At 59.7% G+C, this 21,488-nt stretch carries 8 protein-coding genes and 1 pseudogene; 6 read left to right on the forward strand and 3 right to left on the reverse strand.

The features are described 5' to 3' along the window. Window positions 1-225: 225 nt before the first annotated feature. Complete coding sequence (locus WAW39_RS28640; protein WP_422322919.1) at window positions 226-1,356, forward strand: polysaccharide pyruvyl transferase family protein; 1,131 nt, start codon at window positions 226-228, stop codon at window positions 1,354-1,356. Window positions 1,357-1,600: 244 nt separating this feature from the next. Here WAW39_RS28640 and WAW39_RS28645 read toward each other — a convergent pair whose 3' ends face one another. From WAW39_RS28645 to WAW39_RS28655, 3 genes are all read right to left on the reverse strand, one after another. Beyond that, on the reverse strand, window positions 1,601-4,741 hold the full coding sequence (locus tag WAW39_RS28645) for an efflux RND transporter permease subunit (protein WP_422322905.1): 3,141 nt from the start codon (window positions 4,739-4,741) through the stop codon (window positions 1,601-1,603). Window positions 4,742-4,747: 6 nt separating this feature from the next. Then, entirely contained in the window at window positions 4,748-5,914 is a 1,167-nt protein-coding gene (locus WAW39_RS28650) for an efflux RND transporter periplasmic adaptor subunit (protein WP_422322907.1), read from the reverse strand. A 187-nt stretch (window positions 5,915-6,101) separates the two neighbouring features. Beyond that, window positions 6,102-8,207 carry an acetate--CoA ligase family protein gene (locus WAW39_RS28655; protein ID WP_422322909.1) on the reverse strand — a complete coding sequence of 702 codons (2,106 nt, stop codon included), beginning with the start codon at window positions 8,205-8,207 and terminating at the stop codon, window positions 6,102-6,104. Between the two features lie 419 nt (window positions 8,208-8,626). On the opposite strand from WAW39_RS28655, the gene WAW39_RS28660 reads away from it, so the two are divergent. The 5 genes and pseudogenes from WAW39_RS28660 to WAW39_RS28680 form a co-directional block, all read left to right on the forward strand. Next, entirely contained in the window at window positions 8,627-9,850 is a 1,224-nt protein-coding gene (locus tag WAW39_RS28660; RefSeq protein WP_422322911.1) for a DUF5722 domain-containing protein, read from the forward strand. Between the two features lie 304 nt (window positions 9,851-10,154). Further along, complete coding sequence (locus WAW39_RS28665; RefSeq protein ID WP_422322913.1) at window positions 10,155-11,024, forward strand: helix-turn-helix domain-containing protein; 870 nt, start codon at window positions 10,155-10,157, stop codon at window positions 11,022-11,024. Window positions 11,025-11,171: 147 nt separating this feature from the next. Then, window positions 11,172-12,083 (forward strand): HAD-IIA family hydrolase, encoded by a 912-nt coding sequence (locus WAW39_RS28670; protein WP_422322915.1) that lies wholly within the window; start codon window positions 11,172-11,174, stop codon window positions 12,081-12,083. A gap of 178 nt (window positions 12,084-12,261) precedes the next feature. After that, window positions 12,262-20,904: an autotransporter-associated beta strand repeat-containing protein gene (locus WAW39_RS28675; protein ID WP_422322917.1), complete on the forward strand. Its 8,643-nt coding sequence runs from the start codon at window positions 12,262-12,264 to the stop codon at window positions 20,902-20,904. Between the two features lie 119 nt (window positions 20,905-21,023). Continuing rightward, window positions 21,024-21,488, forward strand: a pseudogene (locus WAW39_RS28680) (hypothetical protein); the annotation flags it as partial.

Consider the following 21,488-nt stretch of genomic DNA (forward strand, 5'->3'; position numbering starts at 1 on the left):
GTGGAGCACAGCTCAAAATGCGGAGCAAAACCCTTGCTAAGCGATCCCAGAGACACGAACCATCACCACTCCCAGCCGTGAGCATCATAGCTTAACTTCACGCAATCCTGGCCGAAGAACGGGGTCCACCTCAGTTCCTCCGCCCTGTCTGCATTCGCGCAGACCGCCACCCCTCAAAAAAACGTCCTCCTTCAATGCGGCTGGGCCACGAAGAACATCGGCGACATCGGCCACACTCCCGGCACACTGCGCTTCATTGAGCAGTATCTGCCGGAGGCGAAGGTCATCCTGTGGGCGATGAACACGAATGAGGCGGTGGATGCGATGCTGATGAAGCGGTTTCCTAAGCTGGAGATCGTGAAGGGCTCGCTTACCAAAGAAGGCGGTGCGGTGCAGGAGGCGGTGAAACGCTGCGACTTTTTCCTGCGCGGACCCGGCATGGGGCAGAGCACGGATTCCATGATCTACTGCCAGAAGATGGGCAAGCCCTGGGGCCTGCAAGGGCAGTCCTACTTCCCGGACATGGTGACGGGGAAGGATGCGGAGAAGCGCATCGCGCTGTTGAATAGTGCCGCTTACATCTACTGCCGCGATTCCAAGACGCTGAAACTGCTGCAGGACGCGGGCGTAAAGCCACCCGTGCTGGAATTCGGACCCGATGGCTGCTTTGGTATTGATGTGCGTGATGACGAAAAGGCGCTGGCACGGATGAAGAAGCACGGCCTGGAGGAAAAGAAGTTCATCACCATCCAACTCCGCACGCATTCCCCCAGCAGCCCCGGCGTGGATGACAAACGGCCGCAGAAGCTCAACCCACTGCATCCCACGCCCGAGAACATCGCCGATGACACCCGCCGCGCGAAAGTCTATCAGGACCTCATCGCGATGTGGGTGAAGGAGACGGGGTTCAAGGTGGTCATCGCCCCGGAGGTGAACAAGGAGATGGAGTACAACAAGAAGTTCATCTACGACACCCTGCCGGACGACCTGAAGCCCTACGTGGTCAATTTCGACGAGTTCTGGAACGTGGACGAAGCCTGCTCCTTCTACGCCCGCGCCCACACCGTCATCTGCCATGAGCCGCACACGCCCATCATGGCCCTGGCCAACGGCACGCCGATGATGCACACCTTCTCCGAGTTCCACTCGCCGAAGTGCTGGATGTTCAAGGACATCGGCCTCGAAGAATGGGCCCCTGAATTCGACGCCACTCCGGCCACGAAAATGTTCGAGATCCTCATGAGCATCCACAAAGACTACTCCGCCGCCCAGGCCAAGGTCAAAAAAGCGATGGCCTTTGTCGAGGAGCGCGCAGCATCACAGATGAAGGTGCTGAAGGGCGTCATCAAAGCGTGAGTCACTCGCAGCGTAATCACAGTCCAAATAGACTGCTGCCAGGCGGAGCGTTTTTGGAGTGCTGCTGCGTAGCTGCCGCTTTCGAGCGTCTCGAGGCATTCGTGTACTCGCCGGCTTGCAAAAGGCTGCTGGCTCCCGCCTTTGGAATTCCTTGGGTATTTGCTTACCATGCGGCACGTCGAAAGCGGTAGCTGCGTTCGTTCCTCACTTCGCGACCGCAGTCCAAATGGAGGCGCCCTCAGGACTACTTTGCCTCAGCCTTATGCCCTTCAGGCGCATTGAGCGGCTTCACCCGGAACAGCCGCAGAATAACCACAAAGTACAACGGCACGAAGAACAGCCCCAGCAACGTGGTCGTCACCGCACCACCGACAATCCCTGTGCCAATCGCATTCTGACTGCCAGAACCCGCGCCGGTGTTGATCGCCAGTGGCAGCACCCCCAGACCGAAGGCGATGGACGTCATCAAAATGGGACGCAGACGCTGGCGAACAGCATGCAGCGCGGCATCGATGAGCGTGGCTCCACGATCAAAGTGTTCCTTGGCAAATTCCACGACAAGAATCGCGTTCTTGGCCGAGAGGCCGATGATGGTAATGAGGCCAATTTGAAAATAGATGTCATTGGGCATGCCGCGCCACTGCGTGGCGGCGACAACCCCCAGCGCACCGAGCGGCATGTCCATCATCACCGAGAACGGAATGGCCCAGCTCTCATAGAGCGCGGCAAGGCAAAGAAAGACCATGAGCAAAGCGATGATGTAAACCGATGAGGCCTTGGAGCCCGACATCTGCTCTTCATACGACAGCCCCGCCCAGGCAACGCCAATGCCTGGCGGCAGTGACTTCGCCATCTGAATAATCTCGTGAATGGCCTCGCCGGAACTGTGCCCCGGAGACGGCTCACCAAGGATGGAAAGCGACGGCGAGCCATTGAAGCGCTCAAGCTTCGGCGAGCCCATTTTCCAGGAGGCGCTGGAGAAGGCGGAGAACGGAACCATGCCGCCCTGGGCATTGCGCACATACCAGCGGTTGATGTCCTCCGGCAGCATGCGGAACGGTGCGTCCCCCTGCATCATCACGCGTTTCACGCGGTTCTTGTCGATGAAATCATTGATGTAGGTGGAACCAAGGATGGTGCTGAGGGAGGCATTGATGTCTGCCAGAGAGAGACCCAGCGCGCTGGCTTTTTCCTGGTCGATTTCGATCTGATAAGCAGCGGTGTCCGCAAGTCCATTGGGGCGCACTGAGGCGAGGAAGGGATTTTTCGCGGCCATGCCGAGAAGCTGACCTTGGGCATCCATGAGTGCCTCATGCCCGAGTCCGCCGAGATCGACCAAGCGCATGTCAAAGCCTGTCGCGGTGCCGAGTTCCAAGACTGCGGGTGGCGCGAAAGCGAAGGCGAGAGCTTCCTTGATCTGCCCAAACTTGCCCAAGGCGCGCATCTGGATGGCCTTCACTTTCTGCGCCGGCAGTTTGCGCTCCCCCCAGGGCTTGAGTTTGACGAACATGAGCACCTGGTTCTGCGCATTGCCGCTGAAGCTGAAGCCCAGCACGCCGAAGCCGCCTTCGACGACGTCCTTTTCCTCCTCGAAGAAATGCTTCTCCATTTTCTTCAGCACTTGATCCGACTGGTCCCGTGTGGAACCGGGCGGAAGCTGGGCCATGGCAAAGAGCACACCAGTATCTTCATCCGGCAGGAAGCCGGTGGGCGCGCGCTCGAAGAGAAAAACGACCGCCACGCCGATGGCGATATAAGGGATGAGCGCGAGCACATAGTGCCGCAGGAACACGGCAACCGCGTTCGTGTAATGATCCGCCGTGCGCTCGAAGGCGCGGTTAAACCAGCCGAAGGGGCCGCGTTTGTTGATGCCATGGTCCTTGGCCACCGGCTTCAGCAAGGTGGCGCAAAGTGCCGGTGTGAGAATCAGCGCGACCAATACGGAGAGCGTCACCGAACTGACGATGATAAGAGAGAACTGCCGGTAGATGACACCGCTGGACCCCGTGAAGAAGGCCATAGGAACAAAGGCCGCTGAGAGTACCAGTCCGATGCCAACGAGTGCACCGCTGATCTGATCCATGGATTTTCGCGTGGCCTCCTTCGGCGAGAGCCCCTCCTCCTGCATCACACGCTCGACGTTTTCGACCACGACAATGGCGTCATCCACCAGCAGGCCGATGGCCAGCACCAGACCAAACAGCGTCAGTGTATTGATAGAGTACCCGGCCGCTGACATGACACCAAAGGTACCGAGCAGCACGACAGGCACGGCGATGGTGGGGATCAGCGTGGCGCGCCAGCTTTGCAGGAAAACAAACATCACCACGAAGACGAGAATGACAGCCTCAATCAGCGTCTTTACCACCTCCTCCACGGAGATGCGCACAAACTGCGTGGTGTCGTAGGGATAGATGGCCTTCACGCCCGGTGGGAAGAACTGCGAGAGCTCCTCCACCTTCTTCTTCACGATGTTCACGGTTTCCAGAGCATTGGCACCCAGCGCAGGCCGGATGGCCATGCCGCTGGCAGGCATGCCATTGTAGCGCGCCATGACGTTGTAGGATTCACTGCCCAGCTCTGTCCGCGCAACATCCCGCAGGAAGACACGCGAACCATCCTGACTGACGCGCAGCAAGATGGCGCCAAACTGCTCCGGCGTCTGCAGGCGGCTCTGCGCCATGACCGTGGCATTTAGAAGCTGGCCTTCCGCCGCGGGCAGCGCCCCCAGCGCACCGGCAGAAATCTGCGCATTTTGCGCACGCACGGCAGCGATGACGTCATTCGTGGAAAGCTGATACTTGGTCAGCTGGTCGGGATTCAGCCAGATGCGCATGGCATACTGCGTGCCGAAAGCCTGGATCTCACCCACGCCCTGCAGACGGCTGATGGGATCCTTCATCACACTGGCATTGTAGTCGGCGAGGTCGGTGTTGGACATGCTGCCGTCCGTGGAGATGAGACCCACGACGATGAGGAAGTTGCGCACCGATTTGTTCACCTGGACGCCCTGCTGCTGCACTTCCAGCGGCAGCGATGGAATGGCGAGCGCGACCTTGTTCTGCACCTGCACCTGCGCGGTGTCAGCATTGGCTTCACCATCAAACGTGACGGTGATAGTCGCGGTACCGTCCGAAGTACTGGCTGATTCAATGTAGCGCAGGTGGTCAATGCCATTGAGCTTCTGCTCAATGACCTGCGTCACCGTATCTTCCAGCGTCTTGGCCGAAGCGCCAGGATACGTCGCGATGATCGCGATGGTGGGCGGCGCGATGCTCGGATACTGGGCGATGGGCAGACTCTCGATGGAGAGCGCCCCCGCCAGCATGATGATGATGGCGATGACCCACGCGAAAACAGGCCGGTCAATGAAGAAGCGTGACATCGTGGATTACTTGGCGGCGCCAGGGGTTGGAGCAGGAGCATCCGCAGCGACTTTGACCGGCGCACCGGGGCGGATCTTCTGAAGATTGTTGATGATGAGCTGATCGCCCGGCTTGAGCCCGGAGGTGACCAGCCATTGATTGCCGACAGCACGCGGAGTCTCCAGAACGCGCAGCTCGACCTTGCTCTCCGCTCCGATCACCATCGCGGTCGGTTCGCCCTTCGAATTGCGAGTGACAGCCAGCTGCGGCACGAGGATGGCATCCGGCGTGGTGCCTTCTTCCAATCGGGCGCGTACAAACATGCCTGGCAGAAGATCACCGCGCGGGTTTGGAAACACAGCCCGCACGGTAACGGAATTGGTCAGCGTATTCACTGTCACGTCAGAAACTTCCAGAGTGCCTTCCTCGGGATAGATCTCGCCGTTTTCGTACACCAGTTTCACGCGCGGCTGACCCGAGGCATCCGCCTTGAGCCTGCCGCTCGCGAGGGCCGCCTTCAGGCGCAACAGGTCACTGCTGGGCTGGTTCACATCCACATAGACCCGGTCGATCTGTTGCACCGTGGAGAGCAACGTCGCCTGATCTGTCCGCACATAAGCCCCCTCCGTGACCTGCGAGAGACCGATGCGTCCGGTGATCGGGGACGTCACCTTGGTGTAATCGAGATTGATTTTCGCCGTCTTCACCGCCGCCTGGCCTAGCAGCACTTCCGCCTGATTAACGCGCTGGCTGCCTGAGGCCTCATCATAGTCCTGCTTGCTCACGGCATGGGAGTCGATCAACGACTTCATGCGGTTCAGTTTCAACTGCGCGGAGTTCAGACCCGCTTCGGCACGGGCCAGCGTACCCAACGCACTTTCGTAAGAAGCCTCATACTGCGCCGGATCGATTTCATAGAGCACCTGCCCTTCCCTCACATCGCTGCCCTCCTTGAAGAGACGCTTCAGGACGATGCCACTGACTCGCGCCCGCACCTCGGCCACACGAAAAGCAGAGATGCGCCCTGGCAGATCCTGCGTCAGCGTCACCGGCGTCGTCACAATGGTGATCACGCCCACTTCCATGGGTCCGGGTGGTCCCGGTGCTGCAGGGGGAGGCCCCGAAGGAGTGCGCCCGCAACTCGCGAGCAGCAGCGCCAGCACGAAAAGAGGGTGTTTAAAAAATGGATTCATGCTCAAACAATTCGTTTCCAGCGTCCTTCTGGACGCCGCTGATCTCACGCAGCAAACGTAAATACAAGCAACCAACGAATCTGCCAACTTTCCGCCGCTCTCAGTTTAAACAGGCGGCTGCCGCCACATTTAGTTGAGCAAATATCATTACGTGAGGCATGCCCCCTTGCATCACGCCTATCACCATTCAGGCCCGCACCACCACTCGTGCATCCAGCGCGATGATGCCCTCCGGGGTCGACAGCAGCGGATTGATGTCCAGTTCAACGATGCGCCGCTCGTGCTGCACCAGCCGGGCAAATTTCACCAGCGTGTCATCCAGCGCAGCCAGGTCCACCGCCGGCTGGCCGCGCACGCCATGCAGCACTTTGGCGATTCGCGTTTGCTCCACCCAGCGCCGTGCCAGCGCATGATTCAGCGGGGGCAGTGCCAGCGCGTGATCCTGCAGCACTTCCACCAAAGTTCCGCCCGCACCAATCAGCAACACCGGACCGAACTGCGCGTCTGCGCTCGCCCCGAGGATCAATTCAATGCCCTTCTGTGTGACCATTCGCTGCACCGTCACCCCTTCAAAAGCAGACAGGCCATGCAGGTGCGTGACGTTGTCACAGATCAACCGCCACGCCTGCTGCACTGCGGCGGCATTGAGCAGATTGAGCTGCACGCCACCACAGTCGCTCTTATGCGTGATGGTGGAGGAAAGCAGCTTGACCACCACAGGATACCCAAGTGCCTCTGCCGCAGCGACAGCCGCAGCTTCATCGTAGGCCGCGCGTGTCTCCACGATGGGAATTCCGGCCACCTGCAGCAGTTGCTTGGCTTCCTGTTCCGTCATCAAAGTGCGCCCGCTCTTCAATACTGCGTCAATCATCTCACCCACCAAAGGCAAAGCTTCACTGTCATCATCATCGGCATGGGCACTCAGCGTTTCGCTCAGCCAGATCAGGCGCAGCCGATGCTCACGCATGCGCACAAATGCCAGCGCAGCTTCATCGGGGTAGTCATATGTCGGCACCCCGGCCAAATTGAGAATGCCGCGTCCCTCTTGGACACTCTGCGCCCCCATCCAGCTCGCCAGCAGCGGCTTGTTGATCTGGCCTGCGATCCGCGCGACCTCCTGCGCGATGTTCGTGGGATGAGTCATGGCCTGCGGAGTCAAGATGGCCAGCACGCCGTCCACAGCTGCGTCGCCGGCAACGATCCGCAATGCTTCTGCAAACCGAGCCGCGTCCGCATCGCCCAAGACATCGACTGGATTGTGATGGCTCCAGTGTGCGGGCAGCAGCGCGTTCAATTCCGTCATTGTCTTCGCCGAAAGCTCCGCCAGCTCCCCATGACCAAGCACCAGCGCATCCGTCGCCAGCGCAGCGGGACCACCCGCATTGGTCACGATCGCGAGCCTCCGCCCCGTGGGCAGCGGCTGCTTGGCCAGCACCTCGGCCATGTCGAACAGTTCCTCGATCGTATCCACGCGCAGCACACCGCTTTGTCGCAGTGCAGCGTCCAGCACCGCATCGCTGCCCGTCAAAGCACCGGTATGTGAAGCGGCTGCACGCGAGGCTTCTGCCGTGCGGCCGACCTTGATCACCACGATGGGCTTTTGCGCCGCGACGGCCCGCGCCGCCGCCAGAAATGCCGCCGCATCATGCCCCACGGACTCCATGTAAATCACAATGCTGCTCGTGTTGGGATCCTCCCCGAAGTGCCGGATCAGATCCCCCCAACCCACATCGGCCATCGCACCAGTGGAAACAAACGCGCTGAATCCCACATGCTGGTCATGGCTCCAGTCCAGAATAGCCGTGCATAGCGCCCCGCTCTGGCTCAAGAAGGCCACCCTTCCCGGCTGTGCCACACTGCTGGCAAACGTCGCATTCAGGCCTGCGTGAGGATTCATCAAACCGAGGCAGTTCGGCCCGATCAAGCGCATACCATGCCGCTTCGCCGCCGCCAGAACCTCCGCTTCCAGCTTTGCACCTTCTGGCCCCGTTTCCTTGAACCCTGCAGAGATAACAATCCCCGCCTTCACGCCCGCCATCCCAGCCTCCTCCACCAGCTGCGGCACCGTGCTTGCAGGTGTCACAATGATCACCATCTCAGGCACCTCAGGCAGGGCCGCAATATTCGGATAAGCCTTCACGCCGCACACCTCCGCACGTCTGGTGTTCACCGGAAACACCGGGCCTGAAAAGCCGCGCAGATTTTCCCAGATCGCACGGCCCACACTGCCGTCACGCTCCGTGGCTCCGACAAGAGCAATGCTGCGAGGCTGGAAGAAGGAGGTGAGAGACATGCGGAAACCTACGAATGGAATGAACCACGTCTCAACGCATGTTGTGCATTGTTGTGATCATACTGGTTGGATGGGGGCCTTGTGGCTGGGTGTTCATCTCCCCCTTCCCCGCGTGGCCTCACTCCCTGCGTTGTTCATTACTATTGCGTGATGGGTTCACGCTGCTGAGCCCTTGACCCAGGACCATGTGGTGTCAGGCACCATGCTGATCCTGAATATTATGTCCCGGGGCTGGCCCGCTCGCACCGGAAAAGGAAAAGAACCGTCCTTACCCCTCTTCCCCTGCGCAGCACGACCCACAGGCGGCGTAGCACTCGTCGCAGATAAACTCGTCACCAAACTTCCCCGCTTCGGGTTTGCCGCAGCGTTCACAGGCAGCTTGCAGTTGCTCATTCGCTGCGGTGGTTGTCTCATCACTCATGCGTCATCTTCTTCTCGGCCTCCTCCACACGCAAATCGCCTTTGCTCAAAACAGCGATCCGTTTCCCACGCCGCCGAATCAAAAGGGCCTGCAGGTGCAGATGGTGGATGATGCGCTGGCGATTGGCATTCACCACGCGGGCATCAATGTGAACCTCACCGGCCTGTTTGATCCCAAATCGAAACCTGAAACCGGCGAGTTTATTTTTAATCAAAATTATCTCGCTTCTCTGGACCGCCAGATCAAGCCGCTCTCAGACAAGGGCGTGCTCGTGTATCTCATCATCATTGCCTATCCCTCGAAAAACCCGGCCATCGACGCCGTCGTGCTGCATCCGGGACATCGCAAAGATTACAAGTTCAGCGTCGGAGCCGTGAACACGACGAGCGGGTTTCTGAACGCCGTCATGGACCTGCTCGCAGAACGCTGGAGCGGAGCGCATTCCGGCCACGGACGCGTCTGGGGCTGGATCATCGGCAACGAGGTCAATTCTCACTTCCTCTGGAACAACATGGGCCTCGTGCCGCTCGAAACCGCCGCCAGCGAATATGAAAAGGCCTTCCGCATCATGCACCAAGCCATTCGCAGACACTCTCAGAACGCCCGCACCTATCTCTCCTCAGATCATCATTGGCGCAGCAGCATGCACAATGTGAGCCCGCAGGAAGCCACCCCGGGCCGCGACTTTCTCGACACCTTCGCGAGACTCGTGCGTGAGCGCGGCGACTTCGACTGGAATGTCGCCTGGCATCCCTACCCTGAGGACCTCGGCAATCCACGCGCCTGGGCGGATAAAACCGTCACGCACGATGACAACACCAACAAGGTCACTTTCAAAAACCTCGAGGTGCTGCCAAAACATCTGGAGCGCCCTGAACTTCTCTTCCATGGAAAGCCACGCCGCATTATCCTCAGCGAGCAGGGTTTCCACACACTTCTCACGCCCGAGGGAGAAAAGCTTCAGGCCGCCGCCTACGCATATGCATGGGAGAAGATTCAAACCCAGCCCACCATCGACGCCTTTATTTACCACCGTCATGTAGATCATGCTCACGAGGGTGGCCTGAGGCTTGGTTTATGGCGCAATGCACCAAACTCTGTCGCAAATCCGCACAGCAAGAAGCTCATCTACGAACTCTTTCAAAAAGCCGGAACTCCGGCATGGCGTGCCGCCGCCGATGCGCTGCTGCCAGTGACGGGCTTGCAGGTGTGGGGCCGGTAAAGCTGGAGTGATACGAATGTCGCAGATGAACACACATCTGTGCAGATGACAGGCATAGCGACAACAGGTGGCACGCATGCTGCATAGCCATGCACATAGCCTGATGCCTCGCCTGAAGGTTTATTCACCTCCGCACTGTGAAACTTCTTTTGCGCCTAAAATCGACTCTGCCTTTCATCCTTCATCCAAGAAATGAACTTCTGTACGCAGCTTTGATTCGTATCTGTTTTCATGAACGATTTGACACGTTCGCCCTCTATCATTGCAGGAACGGGATCCTGCATTTTCTCAGCACGAGCAACAGATGAAACCCATTGTTGAAATGCTCTCCCCGCTTGCAGCCGCCGAACCGGTGGTATGCGAGGTCGTGCGCGGACAGGATTTTGGCTGTGTGTGGCATTACCACCCGGAGTGTGAGATCACTTTGGTGTTGAAAGGCGGCACTGAACGACTCATCGGCAACAACATCTCTTCGATCCAGCCTGGAGATCTCGTCTTTCTGGGCTCCAATGTGCCGCACGATTACCGCAACCAGCCTGCGCCGGGCACGCCTCTCACAGAGGTGGAGGCCATCGTCGTGCAGTTCATGCCGCAACTGCCAGGACATGAGGACTGGATGCAGCGCTCATCCATGACACCCGTGCGACGGTTGTTTCAACGTGCTGACCAAGGCCTGGAGGTCACAGGCATCACCCGGCTGACCGCCACGCGCATCGTTCAGGAAATGCTCCATGTGCATGGCATGAAGCGAGTGATCCTGCTGCTGCAGTTGCTTGATCTGCTGTCAAACTCAGAGGAACTGCGGGAAATCTCATCTCCTGTCCTGCCGCAGCCACGACCCGGCACATCCGACCGCATCAGCATGGCGTGTGAATTCATCGCATCCCATCTTCCAGAACCTATTTATGTGGCCGATCTGGCAGCCATCGTCGGCCTTGGTAAAAGTGCTTTCAGCCGTCTGTTCAAAAAAAGCACCGGACGCACCGTGCCTCAGTATGTGAATGAGCTGCGCATCGCGCGTGCCTGCCTTCTGCTCGCAGAAACAGACCTGACCGTCAGCCAGATTGCCATGGACTGCGGCTTTGTATCACCTGCGCATTTCCAGCGGCAGTTCAGAGAGCATCAGCACTGCGTCCCCCTGGTCTATCGCAGCAGGATCATGCAGCCTTCCTGAAGCAGAATGCACAAACAGCGTCTGCTTTGCTCAATTCGGGGTCTGCAAGGACGGAATGGTGGCCTCGCGCATGCTTAGAACAAGAGTTCATCGAAGCATGCAGACAATTCTGTGAAGCCTGCGCCAAACTCTACCCCCTCTGAAACGATGCCTCAAACCAAAGGACTGTTGATCGACATGGACGGTGTGATCTACCGCGAAAACCAGCTGCTGCCCAAGGCGGCGGAATTCATTCATCACCTCATCGAGACTTCGACCCCTTTCCTCTTCGTCACCAACAACTCTGCACCCACGCCCGAAGATCTGGTCGTCAAACTCAACCATCTGGGAATCCACGGGATCTCAGCACGTCATTTTTACACAGCCGCCATGAACACCGCCGAGTTTCTGGCGGAGAACCACCCTTGCTGTACAGCCTTCGTCATGGGCGATGCAGGGCTGACATTGGCGCTGCAAAAGGCAGGCATCCCCAATGATTCCATCCGCCCCACGTACGTGGTCGTTGGCGAAGGCATGCAATCCACGGAAAAACTTTCCAAAGCTCATGAACTCATCGAAAAAGGTGCGCGACTGGTCGCCACCAATCCAGACAACTGGTGTCCCGTGAAAAAGGAAGTGACCCGCCCCGGCGCAGGTGCTCTGGCTGCGTATCTGGAAGCCAGCACGGGACAGCGCGCCTATTTCCTCGGCAAACCAAACCCCTACATGTTCCAGCGTGCAAGGCGGCTGCTGCAGCGCCACACCGAAGAAGTGATGATGGTAGGTGACACGATGGAGACAGACATCCGGGGTGCCATCGAAGTTGGCATGCAGGCCTGCCTGGTGCTGACCGGATCCACACGCCTCGAAGATCTGCGCAATTACGTCTACCAGCCCACCTGCGTGCTGGAGGGTGTTGATGAACTGCTCGAGGAGCTTCGAGGATCAGGCACCAGCAGCAGCAGGCTGCAGTTTCTCTCCAGTGTCACGACCGCTGCTCATAAGAAACCGGGTGCAAAGCATCCCGACCAGCGTACCGAAATCCCTTATCCGCGCCCACGCCCGGCCATGACCAAGTGACTTGGCATGCTGATTTACATGCCTGGTGAAGCCAATGCCTGCATGCCATCATCGTGCCCTGATGGCTTGTAACAATCGTTTGCACAATTAGCGTCTCATTTGCGCGATTCGGGGTCTGCATGAATGCTGGAGTGGTCTCGCAGGTGCTTAGCGAAGGAGTGCTGAATAAGCATCACTTATGCAATACCTCACCTTTGTTTGCCGCTCACTTCGAATCGGCCATCTGTGGATCGCAGCACTTTTGCTGACTTCTCTCACCGCCGGCGCCCAGACACTGACATGGGATGCCAACACTTCCACCAGCGGCCTGCAAAACGGCAGCGGTGTCTGGAACACTTCAAACACCAACTGGCTTGATGGCTCCACAAACACTTCCTGGGTGAACTCCACCACGGCCATTGCGGACATCGGTGGCGGCTTGATCACCACCACCGGAACCTCCTCAGCCCCGATCACCATCACTGTCCAGACGGACATTCAGCTGACCACCCTGAACTTCCGCGGCTTCACCACCACGCCGACCAGCTACAACATCTACACGCTGCAGGGGGACGTGGCCGGACGCATCATCGACCTCGGTACAAACGGCCTGATTCAGATGGAAAACCTCTCCTCCGGTGGCTCCCAGTTCGTCCAGCTCGGCAGCAATCTCCGACTCAAGGCCAATAACCTGCGCATTCAGAAATATGGCAGCGGCACCGCATTCCAGTACATCACGCTGGGAATGGTCACCAACCCGGACTTGACGGGCACGCTCACGATTGCAGGCAGCATTTATGCCACACTCGGCGCTCCTAACACCGTGCAAAATGTCAGCGGCATCGTGGTGGAGGCGGGCGGCTCTGTGGTGCTGGGAGGCACCAACGCCAACTACAGCCAGTCGTTTTACCTGGCGGGCTATGGCAACAGCCTGACCTTCTCCAGCACCTCCTACGGAGCCATCCGCTTCACAGGCAACAACACCATCGTGTCAGGCGGCATCACCCTCACGGCGGACGCGGGCGTGCACACCAACTTCAGCGGAGCATTCGGGACGACCGGCATTCTCATCAACTCAGCGATCACCGATGGCGGCAACAATTACGGCTTCACCCGTTTTGCCTTCACGCGTGGCGACGGCACCTTGACGCTGGCCGCCGCCAACACCTATGGCGGCGCCACTACTCTGGGCCGTGCTCTCAGCACCTACTCCGGCGGCGTCACCATTCTTGATTTCACTGCAGCCACCTCGCCGCAGGATGACATTCTCTACCATGGTCTCGCCACGCCTGGAAATTTGAACTTCATCGGTGGAAATTCCGTCAGCGTCCTGCGCCTCATGGGCAAGGACGGTCAGACGGACAGTCAGCGGCTTGCCAATGTGATCGTCAGCGGCACTCACAGCTCCCTGGAGCTTTATTCGGGTGTGGGGGGGACGGTCAATCTCAGCCTGGGCACGCTCACACACACCGATGTGAATGCCACTCTGGCCGTTGTCGCACCGACCTCCGGTGCCATCACCACGACACAGGCGGATGGTTTCGTCGGTCCGTGGCTGACCTACACCGGTGGCAATGGCAGCCGAAGCTGGGCGCTGCCCGCGGGTGGACTGCTGGGCAACGGCTACGCAGGTGACATCTTCTACACAACGGGAAGCAGCCTGAGTTCCACGCCTTTTGCCACCACCTCCAATGTGGGCATCAACAGCAGCTCCACCGGTGCTTTGACACTGGGTGCAGGCACCACCTACCTGAACACGCTGTCCATGGCCGACATCACGACGGACCGGCAGATTTCCCTGGGCACAGGTCAGACACTGCGCCTGGGCACACAGGGAGGGATTCAACTGGTCAATGGCGCGCGCAGCCTGACGGTGGGAACCGCAGGCTTGACCAGTACGCTTTCTGCCGGCGGCACGGTGACTGCCACCGCCGGGCAGCTCTTCCTCACCAACAATTCGACCACCGAGCTTCTGACCATCAACTCCAACCTTGCCAACAACGGCACGGGCATTGTCTCGCTGGTGATCAATGGTGCACCAGGTTCACGCACCGTGCTGACTGGAACCAACGCGCACACCGGCGGCACGCAGATTTCCAGCGGCATTTTAGAGGTCCGCAGCAACGGGGCGCTCGGCACATCAGGAACGGTCACCGTGGTGGACGGAGCCACCCTGGCACTTTCCGGGGGCGTCACCATCAGCCGCGCCCTCGCAGCCATTGGCGGTTTTGGCGATGCCAACAACGGCGCCATACGCAGCCTCAGCGGCGACAACTTCATCACCGGCTCCATCTCCCAGAACGCCATGTTCATGATCGCCGCAGACGCCGCCGCCACGCTCACGATCCAGGCCTCCAGCGTCATCTCCTATTCCTCCGTCATCACCTTTGGGGGAGCGGGCACCGTCACGGTCAATGCAGCGCTCACCGGCGCAGGTGCTGTGAGCAAGATCGGCACAGGCACTCTGATCTTCGGCGGCAACAACACCTACACAGGTTCAACGACGGTAAGCTCGGGAACCCTCAAACTGGCAAGCACCACCGCGGGCGGGGCGACCAGCGGGTTCCTCATCACCGCCGGAGGCACCGTGGATCTCAACGGCCAGACCACTGACCGCAGCTTCATTTCCATCAACGGCGCTGGCGTCGGCAGCCTTGGCGCTCTCATCAACAGCAGCGGTACAACGGCGGTTGTCACCGGCACAACGGCGCTGGCCACCTCCACCAGCATCGGCGGCTCCGGCAACATCACCATCAGCAATTCAACCGGCATCACCGGTAACGTGCTGCTGACCAAGACCGGCAGCGGCACGCTCACGGTGATCGACTCGACGACGACGAGCGCGCGTACCGGAACCACCCAGATCGACGCCGGCACCCTGCGGCTGCAGGCGACGGCCGCCTCCATCGCCCCCGTTGGCACGGGTTCTTTCGCGCTCAATGGCGGCACTCTGAGCCTGGGATTTGACGCCACCACAACCTTCACCAATGTGGTCAACCTCCTCAATGACAGCACCATCATCGCTGACCGGGCCACTTCGGGTGCAGGCGGCACGATCACCACTCTGAGCACACTGACCCTTGGCACCAATACCTTGACGGTGAAAGCGGGCGAAAACGTCACCAGCGGCACGATCGGCCTGACGTTGGGCGCGGTCAGCATCGGCGGAGTCTCCATGCGGCCCGGCAACCCGACCTTCGATGTACAGAGTTCGGCAAACGCCGCGCTAACGCTCACTTTGGGAGCATTCACCGATCAGGGCATCTCTCCAAGCACGATCACTTTCCAAAACAGCGGCACGGTGGCCAGCACGGTCACACTGGGAGTCGCTGCCACCAGCTTGGTCGATGGCACGGCCGTGAATCTCGCGAACAATGGCGGAGCGCTGACATTGAATCTGAATGTCGCAAGCGCGCTGGGCACTCTGGCGCAAGTGAACGTCGCTTCAGGCAACACTCTCAGTCTCGGCGCTGCGCAGACTTTCGGCTCGCTCGCGGGCAGCGGCACAGTCACCGCCACCGGCACTTTCATTTTAACCGTCGGCAACGCTCTGAGCTACACGCTTCCGGACACCCATTTCAGCGGCGTGCTGTCCAACGGCACAGGGACACTTGCACTGACCAAACTGGGGCTCGGCACGCTGACCCTGGATGGGAGCGATTCGAACACCTACACCGGCGCTACGACGGTCAGCTCGGGCACCTTGGTCCTGGCGAAAACCGGCGGTGCCATTGCGATCAGCGGCGGCGTCCTCACCATCGGGAATTCTGCCAGCGGCACTGCGGGCAATGCCACCCTGCGCCTCGGTGCCAGTGACCAGGCCGCTCCACTTTTAACGGCACTGACACTGAATGCGGGTTCGACCCTGGACCTGAACGGCTTCAATCTGACTGTGCTCACCCTTTCCTCTTCGTTTGGCACCACGATTACAGGTAGCGGCACTCTGACCATCAATCAGACAGGCGGAACGATGACATTCTTCGGGGTCAGTACCATCAGCAGCAGCAGCACGCTCCAACTGACAGGGACAGGAGTGGCGGCCACCCGCACCATGGCCATCACCAGTGTGACCGACCAGCTCACCATCAGCGGGAATGTGACCCAGGGTACAAACATCGGCAGCATCGTGGCCGGAAATTCCGCCCAGACCGCACTTGGCACCCTGATCCTGGCGGGTAACAATTCCTACACCGGCAGCACCACCGTCAGTTCCGGCATCCTGAACATTCGCAGCGCGAACGCCCTGGGTTCGACTGCCGGCACCACCTCCGTCACCAACGGCGGCACCTTGCAAATTGAGGGTGGCATCACCACGGCGGCGGAAAAGCTGACCCTCAACGGCGGCTCAGGCTTTGCAGGCTCCAACGGCATCCACATTCAGACCGGTGCCTTCGTCAATGTCAGCGGAGTGAACAACTTCACAGGCCTGCTCACACTTGCCACTTCCGCAGTCACCATCGCCTCAGACAGCGGCACGCTTAATCTCACGAATGCGGGAACAATCACAGGCGCGGGCATCGGCTTGATCCTCGCTGGCGCGGGAGATGGCAGCATCTCCAGCATCATCGGCACCACCACAGGAACACTGACCAAGAACGGCACAGGCACCTGGACCCTTCTCGGCGTGAACACCAGCACTGGAGCCATCTCGATCAATGCAGGAACCTTGAAACTCGGCGATGGCACCACAGGAAGCTGGAGCTCTGTCGCCGTGCCAGATTTGACCTACACTGGCAGCGGCACCTTTGAATACGGCGGCGCCACCCTCGCCAGCACGCAGGCATTCGGCGCTCTCACCCTCACCTCCGGCAGCGGTGTTCTGAAAGTGGATGCACCTGCCTCCGGCACGAATGCCCTGACCTTCACCTCCCTCGTCACTCCGGCACTCGGCTCAGGCCTGAACATCGTCTCACCCGCCAGCACCAGTGTGAGCATCACCGGCACTACCAACACGAATGGCATCATCAATGCGCGCCTTTATTTCAACGGCGCTGATTTCGCCGCATCCACCTCCGGCGTCATCGGTGCGGCCACCACCACCACGGCCACCAGCAGCCTGACCGCAGGAAATCTCAATCCCTACCTGATCAGCGGATCCTTTGCGCAGACGAGTTCGGCCATCGTCAATGCAGGCATAAAATTCTCGGGCGGTGACACCCTGACCCTCGACAGCGGCATCCTGCTGACGATCAACAACGGCACGAACAGCGCCGGTGGTATTTTGATCACCGGCGGCGTGGCTGCTGTGATCGCAGACGCAGGCTCCGCCACCGGCCTGACCACGGCCGGCAGTGGTGATCTGGTGATTGGCACAGACGCTGCAGGCGACAGTCTGAGCATTCAGGTCGCTATCACCAGCACCACCACGGGGGGATTGACCAAAAACGGTGCAGGCACGCTGACGCTGACCGTTGCCAATGCCTACACCGGAGCCACCAGCATCAATGCCGGCACTTTGATTCTCGGCAACGCGGCAGCACTGAGCTCATCCACCGCAACAGTGCAGGTGGGCGCGGTGCTCGACCTCAACGGCAAAATCATCATCAACACCGCCACCTTAAACGGCACAGGAATCAGCAATGCGGGGGCGCTGATCAACAACAGCGTCACGAATGCCAGCATTGGGGCGCTGACCATCGGCTTGGGCAATGGCACGGGCGGCATCGGTGCCAGCATCGGCGGCACAGGCAACATCACCTCCACTGGAGTACTGACTGGAAACAACCTCCTGGTCAAAACCGGCCCGGGGACTCTGACTGTGGGCAACAATGCCGGCGTTGCGCTCGCGAGCACACGTACCGGGGCGACTCGCATTGACGCTGGCACCCTGCGCATCAGCAACTCCACCTCCGCCCTCGGCACCTCCGCAGCGGCGATTATCCTCAATGGGGGCACCTTGAGTCTCGGCAGCACGGCTTCGGTGGTGGCCCATCCCGTCTCTGTGACGGCAAGTTCCACCATTGTTTCCGATGTCTTCACCGCCGGTGCCGGTCTCCCTCACACTCTCGGAGTTCTCGCCATCGGGGCGCAGACCCTGACCATCCAGGCTGGAAGCAATGTCACCACCGCGAGCACCAATGCTGGAATTGCCTTCGGAGCCACCACGCTGCTCGACAACCCCACATTCGATGTACAAAGCCCCGCCACATCGACCAACGGCATAACCACGCTCACCTTGGGTGCCTTGAATGACCAGGGCGTGGCCAAGACGATCACCTTCGCGAATACAGGAACATCCGCCACCAACAGCAACGTCACCCTTGCGACAGCCATGGCCAGCCTGGTGGACGGTACGGTGGTGAAGCTTAACAGTGGCACGAATGCCGGTGTCACTTTGAACCTCAACATCGCCACAGTGCTGGGCACGCTGGCGCAGGTGACGGTGAACGGAAACAGCGTGATCAACCTCGGCGCCGCGCAGACCTTCGGCTCTCTGGCAGGAAGTGGCACGGTCACCACCAGCGGCGTCTTCACGCTGACCGTCGGCAACGCCAACAGCAGCACCCCGCTGAGCACGACCTTCACCGGCACCTTGAGCAATGGCACCGGCACTCTGGCGCTGACGAAAAACGGTCTGGGCACCCTGACACTGGCTCCCACAACTTCCGCCTACACCGGTGCCACGGTTGTCAGCGCAGGCATCCTGAAGCTGGGCAACTCCACCGCACTGGGCACCACCAGCGGCGTCACGATCAGCGCCGGCGCCACCTTGGATCTCAACGGGCAGAGTACAGACCGCAACCTCATCTCCATCAGCGGCATGGGGCTGAACGGTGGCGGCGCCATCACCAACAGCAGTTCCTCTCTTGGCACGATCACGGGCACCGTGGTGCAGGGGTCTTACGCCAAAATCGGCGGCACGGGAGACATCCTCATCAACAACGCGGGCGGCATCACCGGCAATGCGCTGCTCACCAAGTTTGGCACCAACACGCTGACTGTCACAAGCGTTGCAGCCAGCGCACGCAGCGGCACAAATCAGATCGATGAAGGCACGCTCCGGTTGCAGGCCGCAACAGCCATCGCCGTGGTAGGCACCGGCGCCATGGCCATGAACGGTGGAACTTTGAGCCTGGGCTTTGACTCCAGCGGCACAGTGGGCGGAGCAGTGAATGTTTTGGCCGACTCGACCATCATCATTGACCGCGCCACCGCCGGGGCAGCAAGCACCACACTCACACTGGGTGCCGTCATCATCGGCGGCAACACTCTGACGGTCAAAGCTGGCAGCAATGTGACAAGTGGCACGATCGGCCTGACCCTCACAACCATCACCATCGGTGGCCCATCACTGGCGCCTGGGAATCCCATCTTCGATGTGCAAAGCACCGCCAGCGCAAACGCACGTCTAACTCTGGGAGCCTTGACCGACCAAGCCATCGCACCACGCATCATCACTTTCCAAAACAGCGGCGCAGGGGCCAGCAGCGTCATACTTGCCGCAGCGGCCAGCAGTCTGGTGGATGGCACTCAAATTAATCTGGCAGGCACCGGCGGCGCGATCACACTGAGCCTAAACAACGCCACCGCGATCGGCACATTTGCCCAGGTGTCCATGGCCTCAGGTAACACCCTGTCCCTTGGCACCTCACAAACAATCAGTTCACTTAATGGCAGCGGCACGGTGACAACCACGGCCAACTCTGTTCTCACCATTGGCAATCCGCTGAGTCAAACGATGCCCGATTCCACTTTCAACGGTGCTTTGACCGGCACAAGCCTCTCTGTGGTCAAGGCCGGAACCGGAACGTTGACTCTCGGTGGCAGCACCGACAACACCCTCTCCGGATCTTCGGGGCTCACGGTAAACAGCGGCACGCTCGTGCTGGCGAAAACAGGCGGCGCCGTGGCGGTATCGTCGAAACTGATCATCGGCACAGTCGGTGCCGCCTACGGCAGCGCCACAGTAAAGCTGGCAGGAGCCAGTCAGATCTCTGCGACAGCCACGGTGACCATGTATGCCCAGAGCTTTCTGGACCTAAATGGGTTCAACGCCTCCTTGGGTGCTCTCAATGTCACGCCTGGCGGCACGATTTTCAACAACGCCACGGGTACCACCACCACGCTGACAGTGGGCACAGGAGACACCTCGGGCCAGCAACTCGGTTCAATCGTGGACAACACCAGCGGCACAGGCACTGTGGCATTCACAAAGACCGGCTCAGGAGCCTTTGTCCTGGGGGGATATAACACCTACACCGGAGCCACGCTCGTCGAGGCAGGTTCCCTGCATGTCGGCCTCTCAGGCATGGGAACCACCGGCACAGGCGCGGTCACAGTGCAAAGTGGCGCGACTCTCCTCGGCACGGGAGTCATTCAAGGCTCCAGTTTCACAGCGGCCAGCGGCTCCACCATTCAGGTGGGTGATGGCACCGCTCAGGGGAACTACGGCACACTCACCTTCCAGCCAGTTTCAGGTTCCGGAACGATCGATTTTCAGTCGGACAGCACGATCATTCTCGGGCTAAATCCAAGCGGCACCTCCGATTTGCTCAATATCGTTGGCACTGGCTCCACAACGCTGCTGTTCAGTGGCAATCTCACCATCACAGCCACGGCTTTTACCCCCACCGCGCCAGCAGTATACAATCTCCTCGACTGGTCCGGTCTCGCATCTTCGCCTACATTTGACAGTCGCTTTAACTACATCGGCCAGCTTTACGGGAACTCGGACGAAGCCGCCGGCTTCGACCTTCCCGATATCTCAGGCTCAGGCTACGCCTGGGACATCAGCAATTTCACAACCAATGGTACCATCGCCATCGTCCTCGTGCCAGAGCCTTCCCGCTGGATGCTATTGGGATTGAGTCTGGCCATGCTGATGATGAGACGCAGGCGCTAGTTTCTGGCTGCTGAACGAGAGTGCACAAAAAGGGTCAGATTCGCCTTATTTAGGGTCTGCGCGATGCGTCCCATGGTCTCGCGAATGCTTAAGAACGAGGCGTCATGCAACCCTCAGCCATGCAACCTCTCTCTGCCGTCGCTCACCCCACACGGCGTAGCCGCATCTGTGCACCTCTTCTCGCGCTTTTGTTTTTGCCCTCGCTTTCCCTTGCCGCCACCCTCTTCTGGGATGCCGACGGCACCTTCGGTGGCGGTACCGGCGGCAATGGAAACTGGAATACGACCTCTCTTTTCTGGACCAACTCCACTGCCATGCAGGCATGGACCAATGCCACCAACGACGTCGCTTCCTTCGGAGGCACGGCAGGCACAGTCACCCTCACTGAGGCGGTCACCGCCGGCGGTTTGACATTCAGTGTGGATGGCTACACGCTCGCGGGCAATGGAAACACCCTGACCCTCGGCGGCAATGTGATCGTCACCAATGCCGGCACACAGGCGCTGATCCAGTCCAACCTATCCATGGCCGCCGGTCTGTCCTTCTCCGGCTCAGGCACCCTGACCTTTGACACTGCCTACAGC

Source organism: Prosthecobacter sp., from assembly GCF_049294395.1.
Classification (GTDB): Bacteria; Verrucomicrobiota; Verrucomicrobiia; order Verrucomicrobiales; family Verrucomicrobiaceae; genus Prosthecobacter.

What these genes read in the sequence shown, in the direction of transcription:
- WAW39_RS28645 (WP_422322905.1), bottom strand. Translation starts at nt 4,741, where the DNA reads ATGTCACGCTTCTTCATTGACCGGCCTGTTTTCGCGTGGGTCATCGCC.
- WAW39_RS28650 (WP_422322907.1), bottom strand. Translation starts at nt 5,914, where the DNA reads ATGAATCCATTTTTTAAACACCCTCTTTTCGTGCTGGCGCTGCTGCTC.
- WAW39_RS28655 (WP_422322909.1), bottom strand. Translation starts at nt 8,207, where the DNA reads ATGTCTCTCACCTCCTTCTTCCAGCCTCGCAGCATTGCTCTTGTCGGA.
- WAW39_RS28660 (WP_422322911.1), top strand. Translation starts at nt 8,627, where the DNA reads ATGCGTCATCTTCTTCTCGGCCTCCTCCACACGCAAATCGCCTTTGCT.
- WAW39_RS28665 (WP_422322913.1), top strand. Translation starts at nt 10,155, where the DNA reads ATGAAACCCATTGTTGAAATGCTCTCCCCGCTTGCAGCCGCCGAACCG.
- WAW39_RS28670 (WP_422322915.1), top strand. Translation starts at nt 11,172, where the DNA reads ATGCCTCAAACCAAAGGACTGTTGATCGACATGGACGGTGTGATCTAC.
- WAW39_RS28675 (WP_422322917.1), top strand. Translation starts at nt 12,262, where the DNA reads ATGCAATACCTCACCTTTGTTTGCCGCTCACTTCGAATCGGCCATCTG.